Here is an 18,273-nt window from a genome sequence, read left to right as displayed (position 1 = left end):
TGACTCAGTGGTAAAGCCTTAGACCTACCTTTGTCACTCGATGGCCTTCCATATCACTGACGACCCATTGTATCCCGTGCCAGTCGATATCGTCTCCGATAACGGGATGCCCACCGACTCGTAGAGACACGAACTCTCCCAGAGTGATGTCTCGTTCCCCGGGACTGAGGGTCAAGCCATAGGCGCTTGCCACGTCTGCCATCATGGCTTCGCCATCCAACGTAAACGTTCCGAAGAACGCTCGCTCGCGCTTGAGTCTCGCATCGCCATTGAATAGTCGGTTGAGTGCAGGCAGGTCCCCCGGACGGCCAATGACACATAGCAAGTCGCCCAGTCTCAGCCGTGTGCTTCCCTTGGGATGCAGCATGGCATGGTTTCGGAACAGCGCCGAGATCAAGGCGCCGGAGGGGAAGCGCAACAGTCTGATAGGCGCATCCTCCAAGGCCTCGTTATCGACTCGGTAGATGAACATCTCGTAATCGTTTTCGGGCAGTACGCCAAGCGGCCCTCGTCTATCGGGCTCTACCCGCCAGGGTACTGTGACACGCAACCAGCTCGCGACCAATGACAGCGTGGTGCCTTGAGTCATCAGCGACATCAGCACCACGAAGAAGGCCACATTGAAGTACAAAGCAGCGTTTTCGACTCCCCCGACAACGGGGAAGATGGCAAGTACAATGGGCACGGCACCGCGCAATCCCACCCAAGAGATGAACCACACCTCCTTCCAGCGAAAGCTGAACATGGGCTTGATGGCCAGAACCACAGCCAGGGGGCGTGCCACGAAGATCAGAACGATGGCAAGCAGCGCACCCGGGAGGGCATAGTCGATCATCTCGGTGGGCGTGACCAGCATGCCTAGGACTAGGAAAAGCCCTATCTGGCTTAGCCAGGCTAGACCGTCGTGCACGGGCAGGATAAAGCTGAGATGGCGTCCTGGCTGGTTGCCTATCATGAGGCCTGCTAGATAGATGGCCAGGAAACCGCTGCCACCCAGGGCGCTGGTCAAACCGAATACGCAAAATCCCAGAGCCAAGGCGAGTAGAGAGTACAGGCCGGGGGCAAGATCCAGCCAGCGTAATAACTTGCCTGAAAGCCAGCCACCCCCGATGCCAATGGCCAGGCCAAGTGCAAACTGCTGGAAGAACAGCCACAATGTATCGGCTGGGCTGCCGACATCGCCGGTCAATATCTCGACGAGCGTAATGGTAAGGAAGATGGCCATCGGGTCGTTGGTGCCGGACTCAATCTCGAGCGTGGCGCCGACACGCTCATTGAGGTTGACCCCCTGCCCTCGCAACATGGAAAACACTGCGGCAGCATCTGTCGACCCCACAATGGCACCGACGAGCAAGCCCTGCACGAGCGTGAGGTCGAATAGCCACGTCGCGAACACACCAACGATGCCGCTAGTAATGAATACCCCCAGCGTGGCCAGGGAAAGGGCCGGCTTGAGCCCTACCCGGAATGTCTTGAGCCGTGTGCGCAAGCCCCCATCGAGCAGAATCATGGCCAGGGCCAGATGGCCGATGATGAAGGCCAGGCCGTAGCTGTCGAATTCGATGCCCAGGATGCCATCCTCGCCTGCCAGCATGCCCAGAGCGAGGAAGATCACGAGCAAGGGGAGTCCAAACAGCGACGACAGCCGGCTGGCAACCACGCTTAGCGCAATCAGGGAACCGGTAAGCAAGAACAGAGTATTGATGCTATCCATGGCAGGGCCGTCAGCGTATCGGTCGGTAGTATGACATATCGCTCAAGCACTCACGAAGCAGTGGCGAAGAGAAGTCAGAAAGTGCTCGTTGAACCACCGCCGGGAGACATTTGGATACAATGCTGGCCACGTCCATTCGACAAACGCTAGACTGAGCGGCCGCCTGATTGCAGCGCCATTGATGAGGTATCGATGAAACAGAGGTTATATCGAGTTTTGGCGCTGGCAATGCTTCTTGGCTTCTTTGCCGATGCCGGGCATGCCGACGATCATATGCTGGCCGAGACAGCCGTTCAGGCAGCTCGGGTCGTGGTCAGCCCGGCGGGTAATGCAACTGAAGAGATTCAGGGCAGCAAGGCGAACATCATGCCGGTCACGAGCCCCGTCATCATTACCGGCGATCCCGAGCCTATTGTGCCTCCGCCGGCACATCCGTTGCGTGTCGCTCTGGACTGGTACCTCACTCCTTATCATGCGGCGCTGATCGTCGCCCGCGAGCGTGGCCTGTTCGAGCGCGAAGGGCTTGAGGTTACCCTGACCCAGCCTGCCGATCCCACCGTGCCTCCCAAGCTGGTCGCGGCCCAGCATGTCGAACTGGCTTTGACATCACAGCCCCGCCTGCACTTGCTGGTCGACCAGGGGTTGCCCTTGATACGTGTTGGCACGCTGGTACCGTTGCCTCTGGCAACCTTGATCGTGCGCCAGGAGGCCAATCTCCAGTCCTTGTCGGATATTCGGGGCAAGACCGTCGGCTATGTGTTCGAGGAACCGGCGCGTCTATTGTTGGATGGGATACTCGAAAAGCATGCGCTGAGCTCGGATGACGTGGAACTAAAGCGCATCGACTTCGGCCTCAATTCGAGCCTCGCCGAGGCCGAGGTCGATGCCGTAGTCGGCGCTCAAAGGCATGTCACACGACGGCAACTCGAGCAGTCTGGCATCCGGGTCGTCGAGTTCCCCTTGGGAGAAACTGACCTTCCCCTCTATGACGAGCTCATCCTGATAGCCAATCGCGATAGTCTCCAACAGCACGGAAGTGACATCCGCCGTTTTCTCGACGCACTCCAGCAGGCCACGCTATGGCTGATCAATCATCCCGACGACGCTTGGGAACTGATACGCAAGGCCGAGCCGGGCCTGGATACGCAAGCCAACGCCGACGCCTGGCCCGACACCCTACGTTACCTCGCCTTGCGCCCAGCAGCGGTCCAGGCAGAACGATACCATCGATTCGAAACCTATCTTCTTCAGCAGGGTCTGATAGAAAGTCTGACGCCGGCTAATCGCCTGGCAACTGATATCACTCACCCTTGATCCAGGAATGCCCGGGCAAAGCGGTATCCGGCCCGCCCTGGGTACCCGTAAGGCTGTATGAACGACAGAGCGCTTGTATTTCTCGATCTGGAAACCACCGGCACGCGCACGACCCGTGACCGCATCACAGAAATCGCGGCATTGCGCGTTTTTGATGGTGAGGTCATCGATTGTTACGTCACCCTGGTCAACCCCCAGGTCAGTATTCCCCCGCACATTCAGCAACTGACGGGGATAAACGATGCCATGGTCAGCAATGCACCGACTTTCGAGACCTTGGCGAACGATTTCTTTGCCTGGTTGGGCAGGGACACAATCGTGGCGCATAATGCACGCTTCGATTATAGCTTTCTGCGAAACGAGTTCGCACGAGCAGGCCTGGACTATGCGGCCCGCCCCCTCTGCACGCTCAAGCTCTCTCGGCGACTGGCCCCCGAGCATGCTCATCACAATCTCGATGCGCTGCTATCGAGGCATGGCCTGGCTTCGCAAAGTCGGCATCGCGCCGAAGGAGATGCGAGATCGCTGGTGGCACTGTGGAAATGCTGGCACGAATACTATGAGGCGGAGCAGATCGAGACGTTGGCCCAGGCGCAGATGCGACAAGCCAGCCTGCCAGCGCATCTGGACCCGGCGCGGCTAGCTGACTTGCCCGAGCGCCCCGGAGTCTATCTGTTCTACGGTGAGAATCGTGCCGTGCTGTATATCGGCAAGAGCATCAATCTGCGTTCCCGAGTGCTCAGCCACTTCAGCAATAACCTGAGCAGTGACAAGAAAATGCGCCTGGCGCAGCAAACTCATGATATCGAGTGGCAGGAAACCGCCGGCGATCTCGGAGCGCAACTGCAGGAAGCGCATCTGATCAAGCAATTGATGCCGGTACATAACCGCATGCTGCGGCGCCAAAGCCGGTTGGTCAGCTGGAGTTGGCCGCAAGGGGACGACGCGCCTGCCCTGGTAGACCAGCAACGCCTGGCATTCTCCGAGCAAGCGCTGTATGGCCTGTTTCGCTCACGACGCGATGCCGTCAATGCCCTGAAGCAGATTGCCGTGGATTATCGGTTGTGTACGCAGACCTTGGGGCTGGTTCGTGGCAAGGGGCGCTGTTTCGATCACCAGTTGCGGCGTTGCCTTGGTGTCTGCTGTGGCGAGGAATCCATGGAATCGCATGCCGGACGCGCCCGCGAGGCGCTCGAGCGCTTGCGTGTCCAGCAATGGCCTTGGCCAGGACGTGTCGCCTTTGGTGAGATCAGCCAGGACGGCGAGCGCGCCTGGCATATCGTGGATCATTGGTGCTACCTGGGGTCGGTCGAGTCGCTAGACCGTGATCGCTTGGCAGCACTTGGGAAGCAATGCCCCAGGTTTGACGTGGATACTTACAAGATCCTCAATCGTTTTCTTGCCAGGCAGGACGATACCCTGGAAATTCATCCTTTGTCCTGACAGTCAGGTCAGAGAGGGCGCTGGCTCAGGAACTCGTTGACGGCTGCCTGGAATGCCTCCGGTGTTTCGGCATGCAGCCAATGGCCAGCGTCCAGCGTCACGATATCGGCTTGCGGCAGGATTTTTCGCACCTGAGGCAGCATGTCATCGGTCACATAGTTCGAACGCGCCCCCCTAAGTACTAGGGTCGGGCCTTCGAATGTTCCCTCACCTGCAGGCTCGGCAACAATATCGGCATACGCTTTCTCGATTTCGTCGAGCCCGACACGCCAATGCATCGTACCATCCTCGCCTCGTATCAGGTTGGTCGCCAGGAACATGCGGATCGCCGGGGTGTCGACATGTTCGGCCATCAGGGCATCGGCTTCCTTGCGTGATCCTGGGCGCCCCTCCTCCACGCGCCGCATGGCGGCGAAGATACTTTCATGACCGTGCTGATAGGTGACGGGAGCGATATCGGCGACAATCAATGACGCCAAGCGTTGAGGGGCGAGGCGTGCTACGGAGATGGCTACCTTGCCTCCCATCGAGTGGCCCAGAAGATCGCAGCGGTCGATTTTCAACGCATCCAGCAAGGCGATAACATCCTCGGCCATCGAGCTATAGTCCATGGCCTGGGCATGGGGCGACCTGCCATGGTTGCGTAAATCGACAGCAATCACCCGCCGCTGCTCCTGCCACTGCTTGACATGCGAACGCCAGTTATCGGCACTTCCAAACAGGCCATGCAATACGACTAGTGGCAACGCATCGTCGGACCCATCAATCTGGTAATGCAGTTCGAGGTGATCGCTCATGTCATCTCCTTGTCAAATTCCTTCGGGTGAGGGCTTGGCGCCCCAGCCCAATAGTCGACGTATCAGCCACCCTAGCAGGAGTCCATACATGGGCAAGAAAAGCAGCAGCGATACCGTCAGTTTGATGGCGTAGTCCACCCAGGCGATCTCGACCCAGTGAGTGGCCATGAAAGCATCCGGCCCCTGATGGAAGGCGATCGCGAAAAAGGCGAAAGTATCCGCCAGGTTGCCGAATACCGTGGACACCGCAGGTGCGACCCACCAACGGCCATTACGCCTCAAACGATCGAATACCTGAATATCCAGCAGTTGGCCGATCACATAAGCCATGAAACTGGCCAGAGCGATACGCGCCACGAACAGGTTGAACTCACCCAAAGCCGCCAGGCTACGAAACTCGCCTTTCTCGAATAGCACGGAAAGTACGTAGGAAATCACAAGCGCCGGCAACATGACACGCGCAATGATGGCTCGTGCCGGCCCCTTGCCGAAGAGACGCACGGTCAGATCGGTGGCCAAGAAGATGAACGGGAAGCTGAATGCTCCCCAAGTGGTATGCACCCCGAACAGGGTGAATGGCAACTGCACGAGATAGTTGCTGGCCGCAATGACAAGGATGTGAAACGCGACAAGCGCTATCAGGCAGCGGCGGTACTGGGCGTCGGTAAGTGAGAGCATATATTTCCTTTTTGGCTTGCGAGGGGTGAGGGAACCCTCGTGCGGCGTGAAAGAGAAGCGGCCGCGTAGTATACAGGAATGGTTGATGCCCTGCCCATCAGGTGGACACCCCCGGGCCATGCCTGGCGCTGGCCTGGGGGCATGCATACCGGCGATTCAACGTAGGCGAGCCTTGTGGGCCTCGCCGACACGACGATCGATCATGGTATCGTGAACATCCTGAAGACTTGCTGGATCGTCGATCGTGGAAGGCAGCCCAAACTCCTCGCCATCGGCAATGGTTCTCAGCAGCTTGCGAAGGATCTTGCCCGAGCGGGTCTTGGGCAGGCGAGATACCACCAGCATCTGTTTCAGGCAGGCAATGGCGCCGATCTGCTCCCTAACCAAGGCCACGAGTTCACGCTCGAGCTTGTCGGTGTCCCCATCGAATCCATCCTTGGGAATCACCAGGCCCAGGGGTACCTGCCCTTTCAGGTCGTCCTGAATGCCGATGACGGCACATTCTGCGACGGCAGGATGCGAACCGACGACCTCTTCCATTTCTCCCGTGGAAAGCCGGTGTCCAGCCACGTTAATGACATCGTCGGTGCGACCCATGACGAAGAGATAGCCATCCTGATCGATGTAGCCCGCATCGCCGGTCAGGTAATAGCCGGGAAAGGCAGCCATGTACGCACTATGGAACCGTTTCGGATCGTGCCAGATGCCGGCCAGGCAACCCGGGGGCATAGGCTCCTGAATAACAACGCTACCCTGTTCACAGGGCGCAGTGGTTTCGGCACTTCTGTCAAGGATCTGCACGTTGAAGCCAGGCACCGGGACCGTGGCCGACCCGGCCTTGACGGGCATCGGATCGAGCCCCTGCAGGTTGGCGGCAATCGGCCATCCCGTCTCGGTCTGCCACCAGTGGTCGATGACAGGAATTTTCAATAGATCCTCGAGCCAGTGGAAGGTCGGCGGATCGAGGCGTTCTCCGGCGAGGAACAGGGCACGCAGGCATGAAATGTCGTACTTCTCCAGCAGCCGGCCGTCGGGATCTTCCTTCTTGATAGCGCGAAACGCTGTCGGCGCCGTGAAGAATGCCTTGACCTGGTACTCTGAAATCAGCCGCCAGAAGCTGCCGGCATCAGGAGTCCTGACGGGTTTGCCTTCGTAGACCACGGTAGTGCAGCCATAGATTAGCGGGGCATAAACGATATAGGAGTGGCCGACAACCCACCCCACATCAGATGCGGAGAAGAAAACCTCTCCCGGGCTCATGCCATAGATCCGCTCCATGGAATAATGCAACGCGACGGCATGGCCCCCGTTGTCCCTCACGACGCCTTTCGGTTTGCCAGTGGTGCCCGAGGTATAAAGGATGTACAGCGGATCGGTGCCGCGGACAGGAACACAATCGACGGGGGACGCGGCGCTGACCAGAGTCTGCCAGTCATGATCGCCGGGCCCGAGGTCGGCACGCGCCTGCTCCCGTTGCAGAACGATACAGGCCGCCGGCCGATGCTGACTCTGGGCTAGTGCCTGATCCAGTATCGGCTTGTAGGGAAGCACACGGTCGATCTCGATACCGCATGAGGCCGCAATCACGATGCGCGGCTCGGCATCATCAATGCGCACCGCCAGTTCATGTGCCGCAAAACCGCCAAATACCACGGAATGAACCGCTCCCAGGCGGGCACAGGCATACATGGCGACAAGCGCTTCAGGCACCATGGGCATATAGATGACCACGCGATCGCCCTTTGCCACGCCCAGGCTCGCCAAGGCTCCTGCAAACTTGGCGACATCGTCACGCAATTCGCGATATGTCAGGGTTCGGCGTTGCCCGGTGACGGGGGAGTCCCAGTGGATGGCGGGCTGTTCGCCGCGCCCGGTTTCCACGTGATGGTCCAGCGCTGCATGACATGTATTCAGCTCGCCGTCCTCGTACCAGCGGGCATGATTCTGATCGTCATAGCTAAGTATGGTTTCTGGTGGCTTGAACCAAGGGATTCGCCTGGCCTGCTCTTTCCAGAAATCATTGGGCTGATCGATGGAGCGTTGGTGCTCGGCATGGTACGCGCGCATGGTTTTCCTACGTAATTATGGTTGTCGACGGAGTGAGCGTGATAAACGAGTTTGCATTGATTGTTGACACTTTAGAGCAAGTCACGACATTTTCCGCTATACCAAAGGCTAAAATTGCCTAAAAGTCGTAGTTGCGACCTTCAAAAAGTTAGACGCGCATCAATAATTGTCGACAAATAAGGAAAATTAAGGATGACATGGATTACCGAGCATGGTGATCTAGCGTTTAACAGAAGGCATGCCGGGATTGGCGAAGTGGTTGAAGGTTCGCTAAATCAGGAAGAGAGAGTAAGTTTCGCCAATGACAAGACAAAGGGCGCTGTCGATAGCTGCCAACCGGCTTAAGGCAATGTTTTCCCTCTCGCCGTCGAGTCATGTGATAGCGGTTCCAAGCAATCCCTATCACATGAAGCAGCGTTACCCTTGGGAGACGTATCCATGAATACCCCGCAGTCCGCCACACAACTTCTCGATAAAGGCGACGGCGCCATCATGGAGGCCACCAACCTCCTCAAGGCCATGGCCAACGAAAACCGCCTGCGTATCTTGTGCCTGCTAGACAACTCGGAGCTATCGGTCTCAGAACTGAATGCCAGGCTGGCCCTGAGCCAGTCGGCCCTTTCCCAGCACTTGGCCATCCTGCGCCGGGAAGGACTGGTGGCGACACGGCGATCATCCCAAACGATCTACTATTCCTTACAGGGCAAGGAAGCTCGCGCCGTCGTGGAAACCTTGGCAAGCCTCTACGCCCTGTGATCTAACACGCCACGACTCGAAGTCAACCCACTCTGGGAAACCTCTATCGACGCTGCCAGCGGCTGGCATCTGCCACTTCGAGTAGTCGCTGAACGCCACGCTCGATACCAAGGGAGACCGCCTTGCCCAAGCGCTCCGACAGGCCGCGACGTTTTTCCAGTGACAACAGGATAACCCTGGCCTGTTTCATGCGCTCGAGCAGATAGGCCTCGCTAGTGCCTACCTCATCGACAAGGCCATTGTCTGCCGCTTCACTGCCGTACCAGATCTCACCGGTGGACACGGCTTCGATATCGAGCTGTGGCCGGCGCTGATTGACGTAGCGCTTGAAGAGTTCATGCGTGTTCTCGAGATCTTCCAGAAACTTCTCTCGGCCCTCATCGGTATTTTCACCCAGTACTGTCAGCGTGCGCTTGTAGCGTCCCGCCGTAAGCAGTTCAACGTCGATATCGTGCTTCTTGAGCAATCGATGAACATTGGGCAGTTGCGCCACGACACCGATCGAGCCAATGACCGCAAACGGTGCGGCCCGTAGCTTGTCTCCACAGCAAGCCATCAGGTAGCCACCACTGGCGGCAACCTTGTCGATGCATATCGTGGTTGTGATGCCCGCTTCGCGCAGGCGATCGAGTTCTGCCGCAGCCAGGCCATAGGCATGAACCAGCCCGCCGGGTGACTCGAGCCGAATGACAACTTCATCGCCCTGCTCCACGACGCCCAGCAAGGCAGAGATTTCCTGCGAAAAACGTGACGTTGCGGATGCCTTTATATCGCCATGGAAATCAATGACCCATACTGTTGTTGCCGTGCCTTCAGTGTCCTTGGCCTGGCTTTCATGCTTGTCCTGCTTCCTGAATCCCTTCAACGCCGCCTTGCGCTGTTTCTTTCCCATGCGTGCCAGGCTCAAGCGTCGCTGCCTGGAGCGGTAACGGCCATTGAGTTCTTCGACACGAAGCTTGCTGCGTTCCACACTGCCCTTCGACCGGGCAAGCAAGGCAATGAATACCAAGCCTATAATGGCAAACGTCGATACTTGGGCCAGGAACATGCCGTAGTCGGCTAACCAGTCGCTCACATTTTCCTCCGCTTCCTGCCGGGGCCGGGAACTCTCCCGGCTCAGATAGAGACTTGATTCAAACGAATGTTTGAAATACTCTCACCAAATCAATTCACTGGAACCAAAGGGCGCTCCAATGGCCGATAGCTCTACTGTCATCGAAAGTCTCAAGTCTCGGTTCGATCCTGCTGCCGCACAAGGCATGGATGATGTTTTTCAGTTCAATATCAGCGATGCCGAGAATTACTACCTGATCGTTCAGGATGGCACCATGGACGTTCACCAGGGCGAACATGACGACCCCTCGGTGACCTTGAGCACCGACACTGACACATTGAAAGGGGTCATGAATGGCGACATCAACGGCATGCAGGCCTTCATGTCAGGCAAGCTCAAGGCCAGTGGCAATCTCATGCTCGCTACCAAGCTGACCAGCCTCTTTCCTGGCCGCTGACGGGCTAGCGATTGCCGACTGCCTTGAGATGCGTCTCGATCAGTTCGCGTGATATCGAATAAGGTGGCGGCAGTTGGGGCAGATGACGAGGTGAGTACCAAGCTGCATCGGCGATCTCGACTCCATCGATGGCAATGCGCCGGCTCGCCGCTTCCGCAAAGAAACCCAGCATCAATGAATGCGGGAATGGCCAGGATTGACTGCGATAGTAGGCAATCCGGCCGACATTTACCCCCACTTCTTCGAAAACTTCCCGCCGAACGGCATCTTCTGCGCTCTCCCCGGGCTCGATGAATCCCGCCAGGGTCGAATACCGGCCCGGTGGAAAGCGAGGACTACGCGCCAGGAGCAGATCCTCGCCAAAGGTCACCAGCGTAATGATGCAGGGGGAGATGCGAGGATAGTTACGATGCCCACAGGCCATGCACTGCATGGCGAATTCGCTCTCGATGCGCTGCATGGCGGTGCCACAACGCCCACAGAACCGGTGGTCGCGTTGCCAGGTGGCTATCTGCAATGCAGTCGAGACGATTACTGACTGACTGCCTGGCAAGTGGGCCAGCCATTCCCTGGCTGGCAGCCAGCGCTCGTCTCCTGCTTCCAGGCTGAGAGCGACAGGCTGATCGTGCCAGAAGCCGAGCGGTTCCACATTATCGGGCCATTGTGCCACCTCAACGAGCACTCCGGCATGATCCCCCGGTGCGATGACGCCTTCCTCGCCCATGCGCAACAGCAGCCCACCCGAGTGATGCTCCAGTGAAGGGAGTTCACGACGGAACATCAGAGCGCAGCCTGCTCGGTGCCGTCCTGTTGCCAGCCAGGCAGGCTGTCCCAGTGGCATTGACCGCTTTTCTCGCGGATGCTGGCCAGCTTGGCATGGTGAGCCGCCAGTTCCGGCCCGCTGAGTTGAGTCACCGCCAGGCGAGGCCGATCACTGGACAAACGTCGTATGCCACTGGCAGAGCCGCTCTCGGCGCTCCCACCTTGGGCTTCGGCATCGAGAATCAGGGCTGTCTGCCCCCCTGTCATCGCCAGATAGACGTCAGCAAGAATCTCCGCATCGAGCAAGGCGCCGTGCAGGACACGGTGCCCATTGTCGATGTCGTAACGCTTGCACAAGGCGTCCAGGTTGTTGCGCTGCCCGGGGTGCTTGTCGCGAGCCAGCTTGAGCGTATCCAGCACACCACAATGATCGGCAACCGGCCCTAGGCGGGGATCACCTCGTTGGGCGTGCAACATGGTGAACTCGTGGTCGATGAAGCCAACATCGAATGCCGCGTTGTGAATAACCAGTTCCGCACCACGGATGAATTCCCAGAACGCATCGGCAACCTCGGCAAAACGCGGCTCGCCGGCGACACGCTCATTGGTAATACCGTGAATCTCGATGGCCTCGGCCTCGATCTCGCGGTCGGGATTGATGTACTGATGATAGGTGCGCCCCGTCAGGCGTCGATTGATGACCTCGACGGCCCCGATCTCGATGAGGCGGTGACCTTCCTTGGGATCGATACCCGTGGTCTCGGTATCCAGAACGATTTGTCGCATGCTGTGTTCCGTAGAAAATTCTGGTTAATCCTGAGCCACCTGGGCGGCGTCGATGGCCTCATTGGCCAGGGCATCGGCACGCTCGTTGCCGGGATGGCCGCTATGGCCCTTGACCCAATGCCACTCGAGCTCGTGCTTGCTGGCCTCTGCGAGGAGTTCGCGCCACAGCTCGGCATTCTTGACCGGCTGTTTCGCAGCTGTCTTCCAGCCACGCTTCTGCCAGCCGTAGATCCATTCCGTAATGCCCTTGCGAACATATTGGGAGTCGGTATACAGCTCCACACGGCATGGCCGCTTTAGTTCACGCAGTGCCATGATGGCGGCCATCAATTCCATGCGATTGTTGGTGGTTGTGGACTCGAAGCCATTCAGCGTCTTTTCGTGTCGCCCCGACTTCAACAGCGCTCCCCAACCTCCGGGGCCGGGGTTTCCCCGACAGGCACCGTCGGTATAGATCGTCACGTCGGGGAGCGTCTTGTCATTCAACTTCCGTCAACCTCTCGCGTTCATGCTCGGTGACGACACGCGGCGAGTTGCCTAGCAACGGGCGCCCCATGGTCGTGGCCGGCAGTCGCGGCCTGACTACCCTGGCCCATTGGACCCGGCGTCGGGCGCGTATCATGTAAGTATCGCCCAGTGGCAAGTTGTGGCGCCGCCCGAAAGACTCCAGGGAAGCATTGCGAGGCAAACTGCCGGGCAGCCTGAAACCGCAGTAGTCTACCCGCTCGATCTCGAAGTCGACAAATGCCAGCCAATCTCTTAGACGTCCGGGCGTACGCCAGCGTCCACGCCAGGGCAAGGAGTCGCGCGGCTTTAGCCAAGGGCGATTCAATCCCTCCACGCCCAAGGGCGACCAGCCGAAGATGATCACATAGCCGTCATCGGCAACGACCCGCGTTGCTTCCTGAAGCAGGCGATGAGGCTCCGGAACGACTTCCAGCAAGTGGTGTATGACCACCAGCGACACGCTGTCGTCAGGCAGGGCCAGGCGATCGGGTGGACAGATCAGGCAAGAGGCGTCTTCTGCCAGTTCCCGAGTCGGTGCCCATGACAGGGAGTGTCGAATGGGGCACATGTCGGTCAGGCGTGGTGCCATGCCCATATGCAGGCTATGTGCGCCGAACAACCTTTCGCAGACAGGGCCAACGCATGCCCGCTCCGCTTGCCAGTGGGCACGTCCGGTGGGAGAGGACCAGTAGTGACGCCCTTCCTCCACCAATTGGGCCAGCGAATGGATAATATTCGAATTTGACACAGCGCTTCGATCCCCCCAAGGTTGTGCCATTTGCGCAGCCAGGGTCCCAGCCGGTTCACTATACTACGGCATGTGGCGCCCTGGCTGGCGATAACCGCGCTGAGGAATTATCGATCCATGATGAGCGTGATACCCATTCCCGCTTTCAGTGATAACTATATCTGGCTATTGCAACAGGACAATTCCGCCGAGGTGGCCGTGGTTGATCCTGGCGATGTACGTCCGGTCATCGATTACCTTGAGCGAGAGGAACTTCACCTCACGACCGTGTTGGTGACACACCATCATCATGACCATACAGGCGGCCTGGCGGAACTGGCCCAGCGCTACTCTCCTCGTATCATCGGCCCGGAAAACCCTCAGATCAAGGATATCGTCGAACGTGTGGGTGAAGGCGACGCCTGCCGCGTTCTCGGCCGCCGCTTCGAGGTGATGGCCGTTCCGGGGCACACGCTTGATCATATCGCCTTCTTCGCTGCCGGCACCCCATCGCTGCTGTTCTGCGGCGACACCCTTTTCTGTGGTGGGTGCGGGCGACTTTTCGAGGGTACGCCCGAGCAGATGTATCAGTCTCTGACGCGTCTGGCCACGCTGCCTGAAGACACCATGGTCTTTGCGGCGCACGAATACACCCTGGCCAATCTGCGTTTTGCCCAAGCGGCCGATCCGGACAACCCGGCCCGCGACAGGCACTTTCAGGAATGTCAGCGTGCACGTGAATTAAACCGGGCCACCCTGCCCAGCACTATTGGCCGGGAGCGGCAGATCAATCCTTTTCTGCGCGTGACCGACAAGCGAGTCCAGGAAACGGCATCGGCCCAAGGCCAAAGCGACACACCGCTTGCCACGTTTACCACGCTGCGCGCGTGGAAAGACAATTTCTAGCCTTGGACAATCCAGTTTTCGCTCACGAGGAATCGCCCTATGAGTGACCGACCGACCCGCCGCCAGGCCATGAGCCTGGCGGGCGGTTTCATATTGACCCTGACGGCCTGGGCCGAAACGGCTCAAGCACAACCCATCACTCCTTCTGCACCCTTCTGGGATGCCCTGCTACTGGAAACTGCCACGCAAGGCGATATCTGGCAGCGTTTACGCGACAATTTCCAGTGGCAGGTCGATACGCAGGAGCCTCGCGTACAGGAGTGGATCGACTACTACCGCCGTCGTCCAGGAAACATCACGGCGATAGCCGAACAAGCGCGCCCGTGGCTTTATTGGGTAATCAGCGAGCTCGAACGTCGCGACATGCCGGCCGAACTTGCCCTGTTGCCTTTCATCGAAAGCGCTTACGACCCCGCGGCCAGGCACCCGGGGGGAGCGACCGGCATGTGGCAGTTGATGCCGGGGACCGGTGACGCATTGGGGCTGCGTCGGGATTGGTGGTACGACGGACGCCTCGATGTCATTGCCTCGACCAAGGCAGCGCTCGATTACCTGCAGCAACAGGCGGATCGCTGGTATGACGGCGATATCGAACTTGCCCTTGCCGCCTACAATGCCGGGCCAGGCACAGTGAACCAGGCACGTCGTGAAGCGGTTGCGCGCGGCGAGCCTGGAGACTATTGGCATTTGAGCCTACCGAACCAGACCATGGATTACGTGCCCAAGTTGCTGGCACTGTCTCGTCTGATTGCCAAGCCGAGTCGCTATGGCATTGCCCTGCCCAGCATCCCTGACCAGGCGGTGTTTGCCCGCGTTTCTGTCGATGGCCAGTTCGACCTGGCCCGAGTGGCCGATCTGGCAAATGTCAGTCTATCCCGCCTCAAGGCACTCAATCCTGGCTTGCTACGGGGTTCCACCCTTCCCGACGAGTCGCCAGACCTGCTGATCCCGCGTGCCGCCAAGGAGTCGATTACCGAGGCACTGCGCGAACAGAGCCGTGTTACGGCACGCTGGACGCGCTATCGGGTTCGCAGTGGCGACTCCCTTTCAGCACTCGCCTCGCGCTACTCGGTACCGGTAAGTACGCTTCGCCGCCAGAACAACCTGCGCAGCGACGTGATCCGCATCGGACAGATACTACGTATCCCCATCGAAGGCGGTAGCGATGTACTGGCCTCGGCTAACCAGGGTAACCAGCAAGTCGTGCAGGTACGTGCCGGTGATAGTCTTTCTCGCATTGCAGCAAGACACGATGTATCCACGAACGATCTCATCCGCTGGAATCGTCTGGATACCGATCAGTATTTACAACCCGGCCAGCGACTGACACTTTATTCCCAATAAATCAGCTTGTTCGAGTCGAACTGCAAAGGAAGCGTGTCGATGTCGCATTTCGTTGCGTCCGCCCTGGCGGCCATTGTCTTTTCCATGTCGGGCCTCGCGCAGGCCGCTGAGAGTCGGGATGTACCTACCGTGCATGCACTGGCCATGTACGACGAGCCCGAGATGCCCGCCGGTTTCGATCACTTCTCCTACGTCAACCCCGATGCGCCTGTCGGAGGAGAACTGGTGCGGGCTGCCATTGGCAGCTTCGACTCGGCCAACCCTTTTATCGTCAAGGGCACGCCTGCCAGCGGGCTGAGCGAAATCTACGATACCCTGATGGTGCAGAACCCGGACGAGCCATTCACCATGTATGGCCTGCTTGCCAAGGGGGTGCGCCTCGACCCGGATCGCCGCTGGATGGAGTTCGATCTGCATCCCGAAGCGCGTTTTCACGACGGAACACCCGTGCGCGCGTCCGATGTCGTCTTCAGCTTCCGCCTGCTGCGTGATGAAGGGGCGCCCTTCTATGCCGCATATTATGCTGACGTGACATCAGCCCAGGCCATCGATGAAGATACCGTTCGCTTTGACTTTGCGGCGCAGAACTCCCGGGAACTGCCCTTGATACTGGGGCAATTGCCCATCCTGCCCGAGCAGTATTGGAAAGGCCGCGATTTCACGACACCGACTCTCGATCCCTTGCTGGGTTCGGGTCCCTACCGTATCGCCGAAATCGACCCTGGCCGGCGTATCGTCTATGAGCGTGTCGACGACTATTGGGGCGAGGATCTTGCGGTGAATCGCGGCAGGCACAACATCGCGCGCCTGATCTTCGATTACTATCGTGACCAGACCGTTGCTCTCGAGGCGTTCAAGGCAGGCAACCTGGACATGCGGATCGAATCCAGTGCACGTAACTGGGCCACGGCTTACGACTTTCCGGCTGTCGAGCAGGGTTACGTCGAGAAACTGTTGATTCCCGATGGCCAACCAGCTGGAATGCAAGCCTACGTAATGAACCTGCGTCGCGACAAGTTCAAGGACGAGCGCGTTCGCGAAGCCCTGAATCTTGCTTTCGACTTTCCCTGGCTCAACGACAACCTGTTCTACGGGGCCTACGAGCGAACACACAGCTACTTCGAGAATTCACCGATGGCGGCCGAGGGAATGCCCAGCGAAGGCGAACTGGCACTTCTCGAGCCCTATCGCGACCAATTGCCCACCTCAGCCTTCGAACAGTCGTTACCCATCGATCATCCTCAGGAGCTCCGTCCACGCCTGCGCGAAGCGCTGGGCTTGCTTCGAGACGCTGGCTATGAAGTCAAGAATGGCAAGCTGGTCAATCGCAAGACCGGCGAGCCCTTCACCCTCGAAGTCCTGTTGTACGATGCCCAGTTCGAACGCATCGTGCAGCCTTTGTTGGCCAATCTCGAGCGAATCGGCATCCAGGGCAAGATTCGCATCGTCGACGTCAACCAGTACTTGAATCGCCTGCGTAATTTCGATTACGACATGATCGTGGGCAGCTTCCCCCAGTCGGCCAACCCCGGTAACGAACAACGCGAGTACTGGACTACGCCTTACGCTGACCAGCCCCAGAGCCGCAACCTGATTGGCTTGAAGAACCCTGTCGTCGATGCGCTCGTGGAGCAGCTCATCCGGGCTCACAGTCGGGAGGAACTGAACACTGCGGCACAGGCACTCGATCGCGTGTTGCGCTGGGGTTTCTATGTCATACCTCAGTTTCACCTGGCGGCGACGCGCATCGCCGTCTGGGACAAGTACGGTTATCCCGAGCCTTTCCCCGAGTACAACCTTGACCTGTCAGCCTGGTGGGTCGACCCCGAGAGGGCCAAGGTCATCAACCAACGCCAGCATGGCGGTCGCTAAGCCCGGAGACTCGTCATGGCTGCTTATGTACTACGGCGCTTGCTGCTGATGATTCCCACGCTGCTGGGAATCATGCTGTTGAACTTCGTCATCGTGCAGGCAGCCCCTGGCGGGCCTATCGACCAGATACTGGCACGCTATCAAGGCTTGGACAGTGCAGCCAGTACACGCATGAGCGGTGGTGGCGGGGACACCACGAGCAGCGGCGAATCGCGTGGCTCGCGAGGTGTAGATCCTCGCTTCATCGCGGCGCTCGAGGAGCAATTCGGCTTCGATGAGCCTGCACATGTCCGCTTCATGAACATGATCGCCGACTATGCGACGTTCGACTTCGGCAGCAGTTTCTTCCGCGATCGCCCCGTCATTGACCTGATGATCGAGCGACTTCCCGTCTCGATCTCACTCGGCCTATGGACGACCTTGCTGGTCTATCTGATCTCGATCCCGCTGGGCATCCGCAAGGCGCTGCGTCATGGTTCGAGGTTCGATGTCTGGACATCGGGGCTGGTCATTGTCGGCTACGCCATACCGGGGTTTCTGTTCGCCATTCTTCTCATCGTGCTGTTCGCCGGTGGCAGCTATTGGGATGTCTTCCCTCTGCGTGGCCTGACCTCCCCTTACTTCGACGATCTCAGTCTGATGGGCAAGATCGGTGACTACTTCTGGCATATTACTCTGCCAGTCGTCGCTGCGGCCATCGGCAGCTTCGCGACGCTGACCATGCTGACCAAGAACAGCTTTCTCGACGAGATTCACAAGCAATACGTGCTGACTGCCCGTGCCAAGGGAGCCAGCGACCGCCGTGTGCTCTACGGGCATGTATTTCGAAACGCCATGCTGATCATCATCGCCGGCCTGCCCTCGGCATTGGTAGGCATTTTCTTTACCGGCTCGCTGCTGATCGAGGTCATTTTCTCGCTCGATGGGCTTGGCCTGCTCGGTTTTGAAGCCGTCATGCAGCGCGACTACCCCGTCATCTTCGGTACGCTGTATCTCTATACGCTAATCGGCTTGATACTCAAGCTGGTCTCCGATCTGACCTATGTCTGGGTCGATCCGCGTATCGATTTCGAGACAAGAGGAGCCTGA

17 protein-coding genes are annotated in these 18,273 nt (G+C 58.6%); 8 read left to right on the top strand and 9 right to left on the bottom strand.

Going from position 1 to position 18,273, the window contains the following annotated elements:
- Positions 1-4: 4 nt before the first annotated feature.
- Positions 5-1,714, bottom strand: coding sequence for a potassium/proton antiporter (locus tag BM194_RS11250; RefSeq protein ID WP_092846770.1), 1,710 nt, complete (start codon positions 1,712-1,714; stop codon positions 5-7).
- Positions 1,715-1,906: 192 nt separating this feature from the next.
- On the opposite strand from BM194_RS11250, the gene BM194_RS11245 reads away from it, so the two are divergent.
- Together BM194_RS11245 and BM194_RS11240 are read left to right on the top strand one after the other, a co-directional pair.
- Entirely contained in the window at positions 1,907-3,028 is a 1,122-nt protein-coding gene (locus tag BM194_RS11245) for an ABC transporter substrate-binding protein (protein ID WP_092846768.1), read from the top strand.
- A gap of 57 nt (positions 3,029-3,085) precedes the next feature.
- A complete protein-coding gene (locus tag BM194_RS11240; protein ID WP_092846766.1) occupies positions 3,086-4,471 on the top strand; it encodes a 3'-5' exonuclease family protein in 1,386 nt (461 codons plus the stop codon).
- 8 nt (positions 4,472-4,479) lie between these two features.
- Here BM194_RS11240 and BM194_RS11235 read toward each other — a convergent pair whose 3' ends face one another.
- The 3 genes from BM194_RS11235 to BM194_RS11225 form a co-directional block, all read right to left on the bottom strand.
- Entirely contained in the window at positions 4,480-5,268 is a 789-nt protein-coding gene (locus BM194_RS11235; RefSeq protein WP_092846764.1) for an alpha/beta fold hydrolase, read from the bottom strand.
- A 12-nt stretch (positions 5,269-5,280) separates the two neighbouring features.
- On the bottom strand, positions 5,281-5,946 hold the full coding sequence (locus tag BM194_RS11230) for a 7-cyano-7-deazaguanine/7-aminomethyl-7-deazaguanine transporter (protein WP_092846762.1): 666 nt from the start codon (positions 5,944-5,946) through the stop codon (positions 5,281-5,283).
- A 156-nt stretch (positions 5,947-6,102) separates the two neighbouring features.
- Positions 6,103-8,013, bottom strand: coding sequence for a propionyl-CoA synthetase (locus tag BM194_RS11225; protein ID WP_092846760.1), 1,911 nt, complete (start codon positions 8,011-8,013; stop codon positions 6,103-6,105).
- A 438-nt stretch (positions 8,014-8,451) separates the two neighbouring features.
- Here BM194_RS11225 and BM194_RS11220 point away from each other — a divergent pair, with 438 nt between their 5' ends.
- Positions 8,452-8,769, top strand: a complete 318-nt coding sequence (locus BM194_RS11220; protein WP_092846758.1) for an ArsR/SmtB family transcription factor — start codon at positions 8,452-8,454, stop codon at positions 8,767-8,769.
- 43 nt (positions 8,770-8,812) lie between these two features.
- Here the strand turns inward: BM194_RS11220 and sohB are convergent, their stop codons facing one another.
- Positions 8,813-9,844, bottom strand: a complete 1,032-nt coding sequence (gene sohB / locus BM194_RS11215; protein WP_092846756.1) for a protease SohB — start codon at positions 9,842-9,844, stop codon at positions 8,813-8,815.
- Positions 9,845-9,962: 118 nt separating this feature from the next.
- Here sohB and BM194_RS11210 point away from each other — a divergent pair, with 118 nt between their 5' ends.
- Positions 9,963-10,280: an SCP2 sterol-binding domain-containing protein gene (locus BM194_RS11210; protein ID WP_092846754.1), complete on the top strand. Its 318-nt coding sequence runs from the start codon at positions 9,963-9,965 to the stop codon at positions 10,278-10,280.
- 4 nt (positions 10,281-10,284) lie between these two features.
- On the opposite strand, the gene nudC is transcribed toward BM194_RS11210, so the two are convergent.
- Genes nudC through BM194_RS11190 form a run of 4 tightly spaced genes read right to left on the bottom strand, consistent with a single transcriptional unit; the run spans position 10,285 to position 12,924 of the window.
- Positions 10,285-11,061: an NAD(+) diphosphatase gene (nudC, locus tag BM194_RS11205; RefSeq protein ID WP_092846752.1), complete on the bottom strand. Its 777-nt coding sequence runs from the start codon at positions 11,059-11,061 to the stop codon at positions 10,285-10,287.
- Positions 11,061-11,828 (bottom strand): DNA polymerase III subunit epsilon, encoded by a 768-nt coding sequence (gene dnaQ, locus BM194_RS11200; protein ID WP_092846750.1) that lies wholly within the window; start codon positions 11,826-11,828, stop codon positions 11,061-11,063. The genes nudC and dnaQ overlap by 1 nt, the downstream gene beginning before the upstream one ends.
- 24 nt (positions 11,829-11,852) lie before the next feature.
- On the bottom strand, positions 11,853-12,314 hold the full coding sequence (gene rnhA, locus BM194_RS11195) for a ribonuclease HI (RefSeq protein WP_092846748.1): 462 nt from the start codon (positions 12,312-12,314) through the stop codon (positions 11,853-11,855).
- A complete protein-coding gene (locus BM194_RS11190) occupies positions 12,307-12,924 on the bottom strand; it encodes a methyltransferase domain-containing protein (RefSeq protein WP_092847014.1) in 618 nt (205 codons plus the stop codon). The genes rnhA and BM194_RS11190 overlap by 8 nt, the downstream gene beginning before the upstream one ends.
- 276 nt (positions 12,925-13,200) lie before the next feature.
- On the opposite strand from BM194_RS11190, the gene gloB reads away from it, so the two are divergent.
- The 4 genes from gloB to BM194_RS11170 are packed head-to-tail and all read left to right on the top strand — an operon-like array spanning position 13,201 to position 18,273.
- A complete protein-coding gene (gene gloB / locus BM194_RS11185; protein ID WP_092846746.1) occupies positions 13,201-13,968 on the top strand; it encodes a hydroxyacylglutathione hydrolase in 768 nt (255 codons plus the stop codon).
- Positions 13,969-14,007: 39 nt separating this feature from the next.
- Positions 14,008-15,312 carry a LysM peptidoglycan-binding domain-containing protein gene (locus BM194_RS11180; protein WP_092846744.1) on the top strand — a complete coding sequence of 435 codons (1,305 nt, stop codon included), beginning with the start codon at positions 14,008-14,010 and terminating at the stop codon, positions 15,310-15,312.
- A gap of 39 nt (positions 15,313-15,351) precedes the next feature.
- A complete protein-coding gene (locus BM194_RS11175; protein ID WP_092846742.1) occupies positions 15,352-17,184 on the top strand; it encodes an extracellular solute-binding protein in 1,833 nt (610 codons plus the stop codon).
- 15 nt (positions 17,185-17,199) lie between these two features.
- The gene (locus tag BM194_RS11170) at positions 17,200-18,273 is read left to right on the top strand and encodes a microcin C ABC transporter permease YejB (RefSeq protein WP_092846740.1); all 1,074 of its coding nucleotides are present in this window, start codon (positions 17,200-17,202) and stop codon (positions 18,271-18,273) included.

Origin of the sequence: Modicisalibacter xianhensis (assembly GCF_900113605.1) — a bacterium.
GTDB lineage: Bacteria > Pseudomonadota > Gammaproteobacteria > Pseudomonadales > Halomonadaceae > Modicisalibacter > Modicisalibacter xianhensis.
Note: the sequence above shows the minus strand (reverse complement) of the source record. Positions and strands in the feature narration are given on the sequence as shown.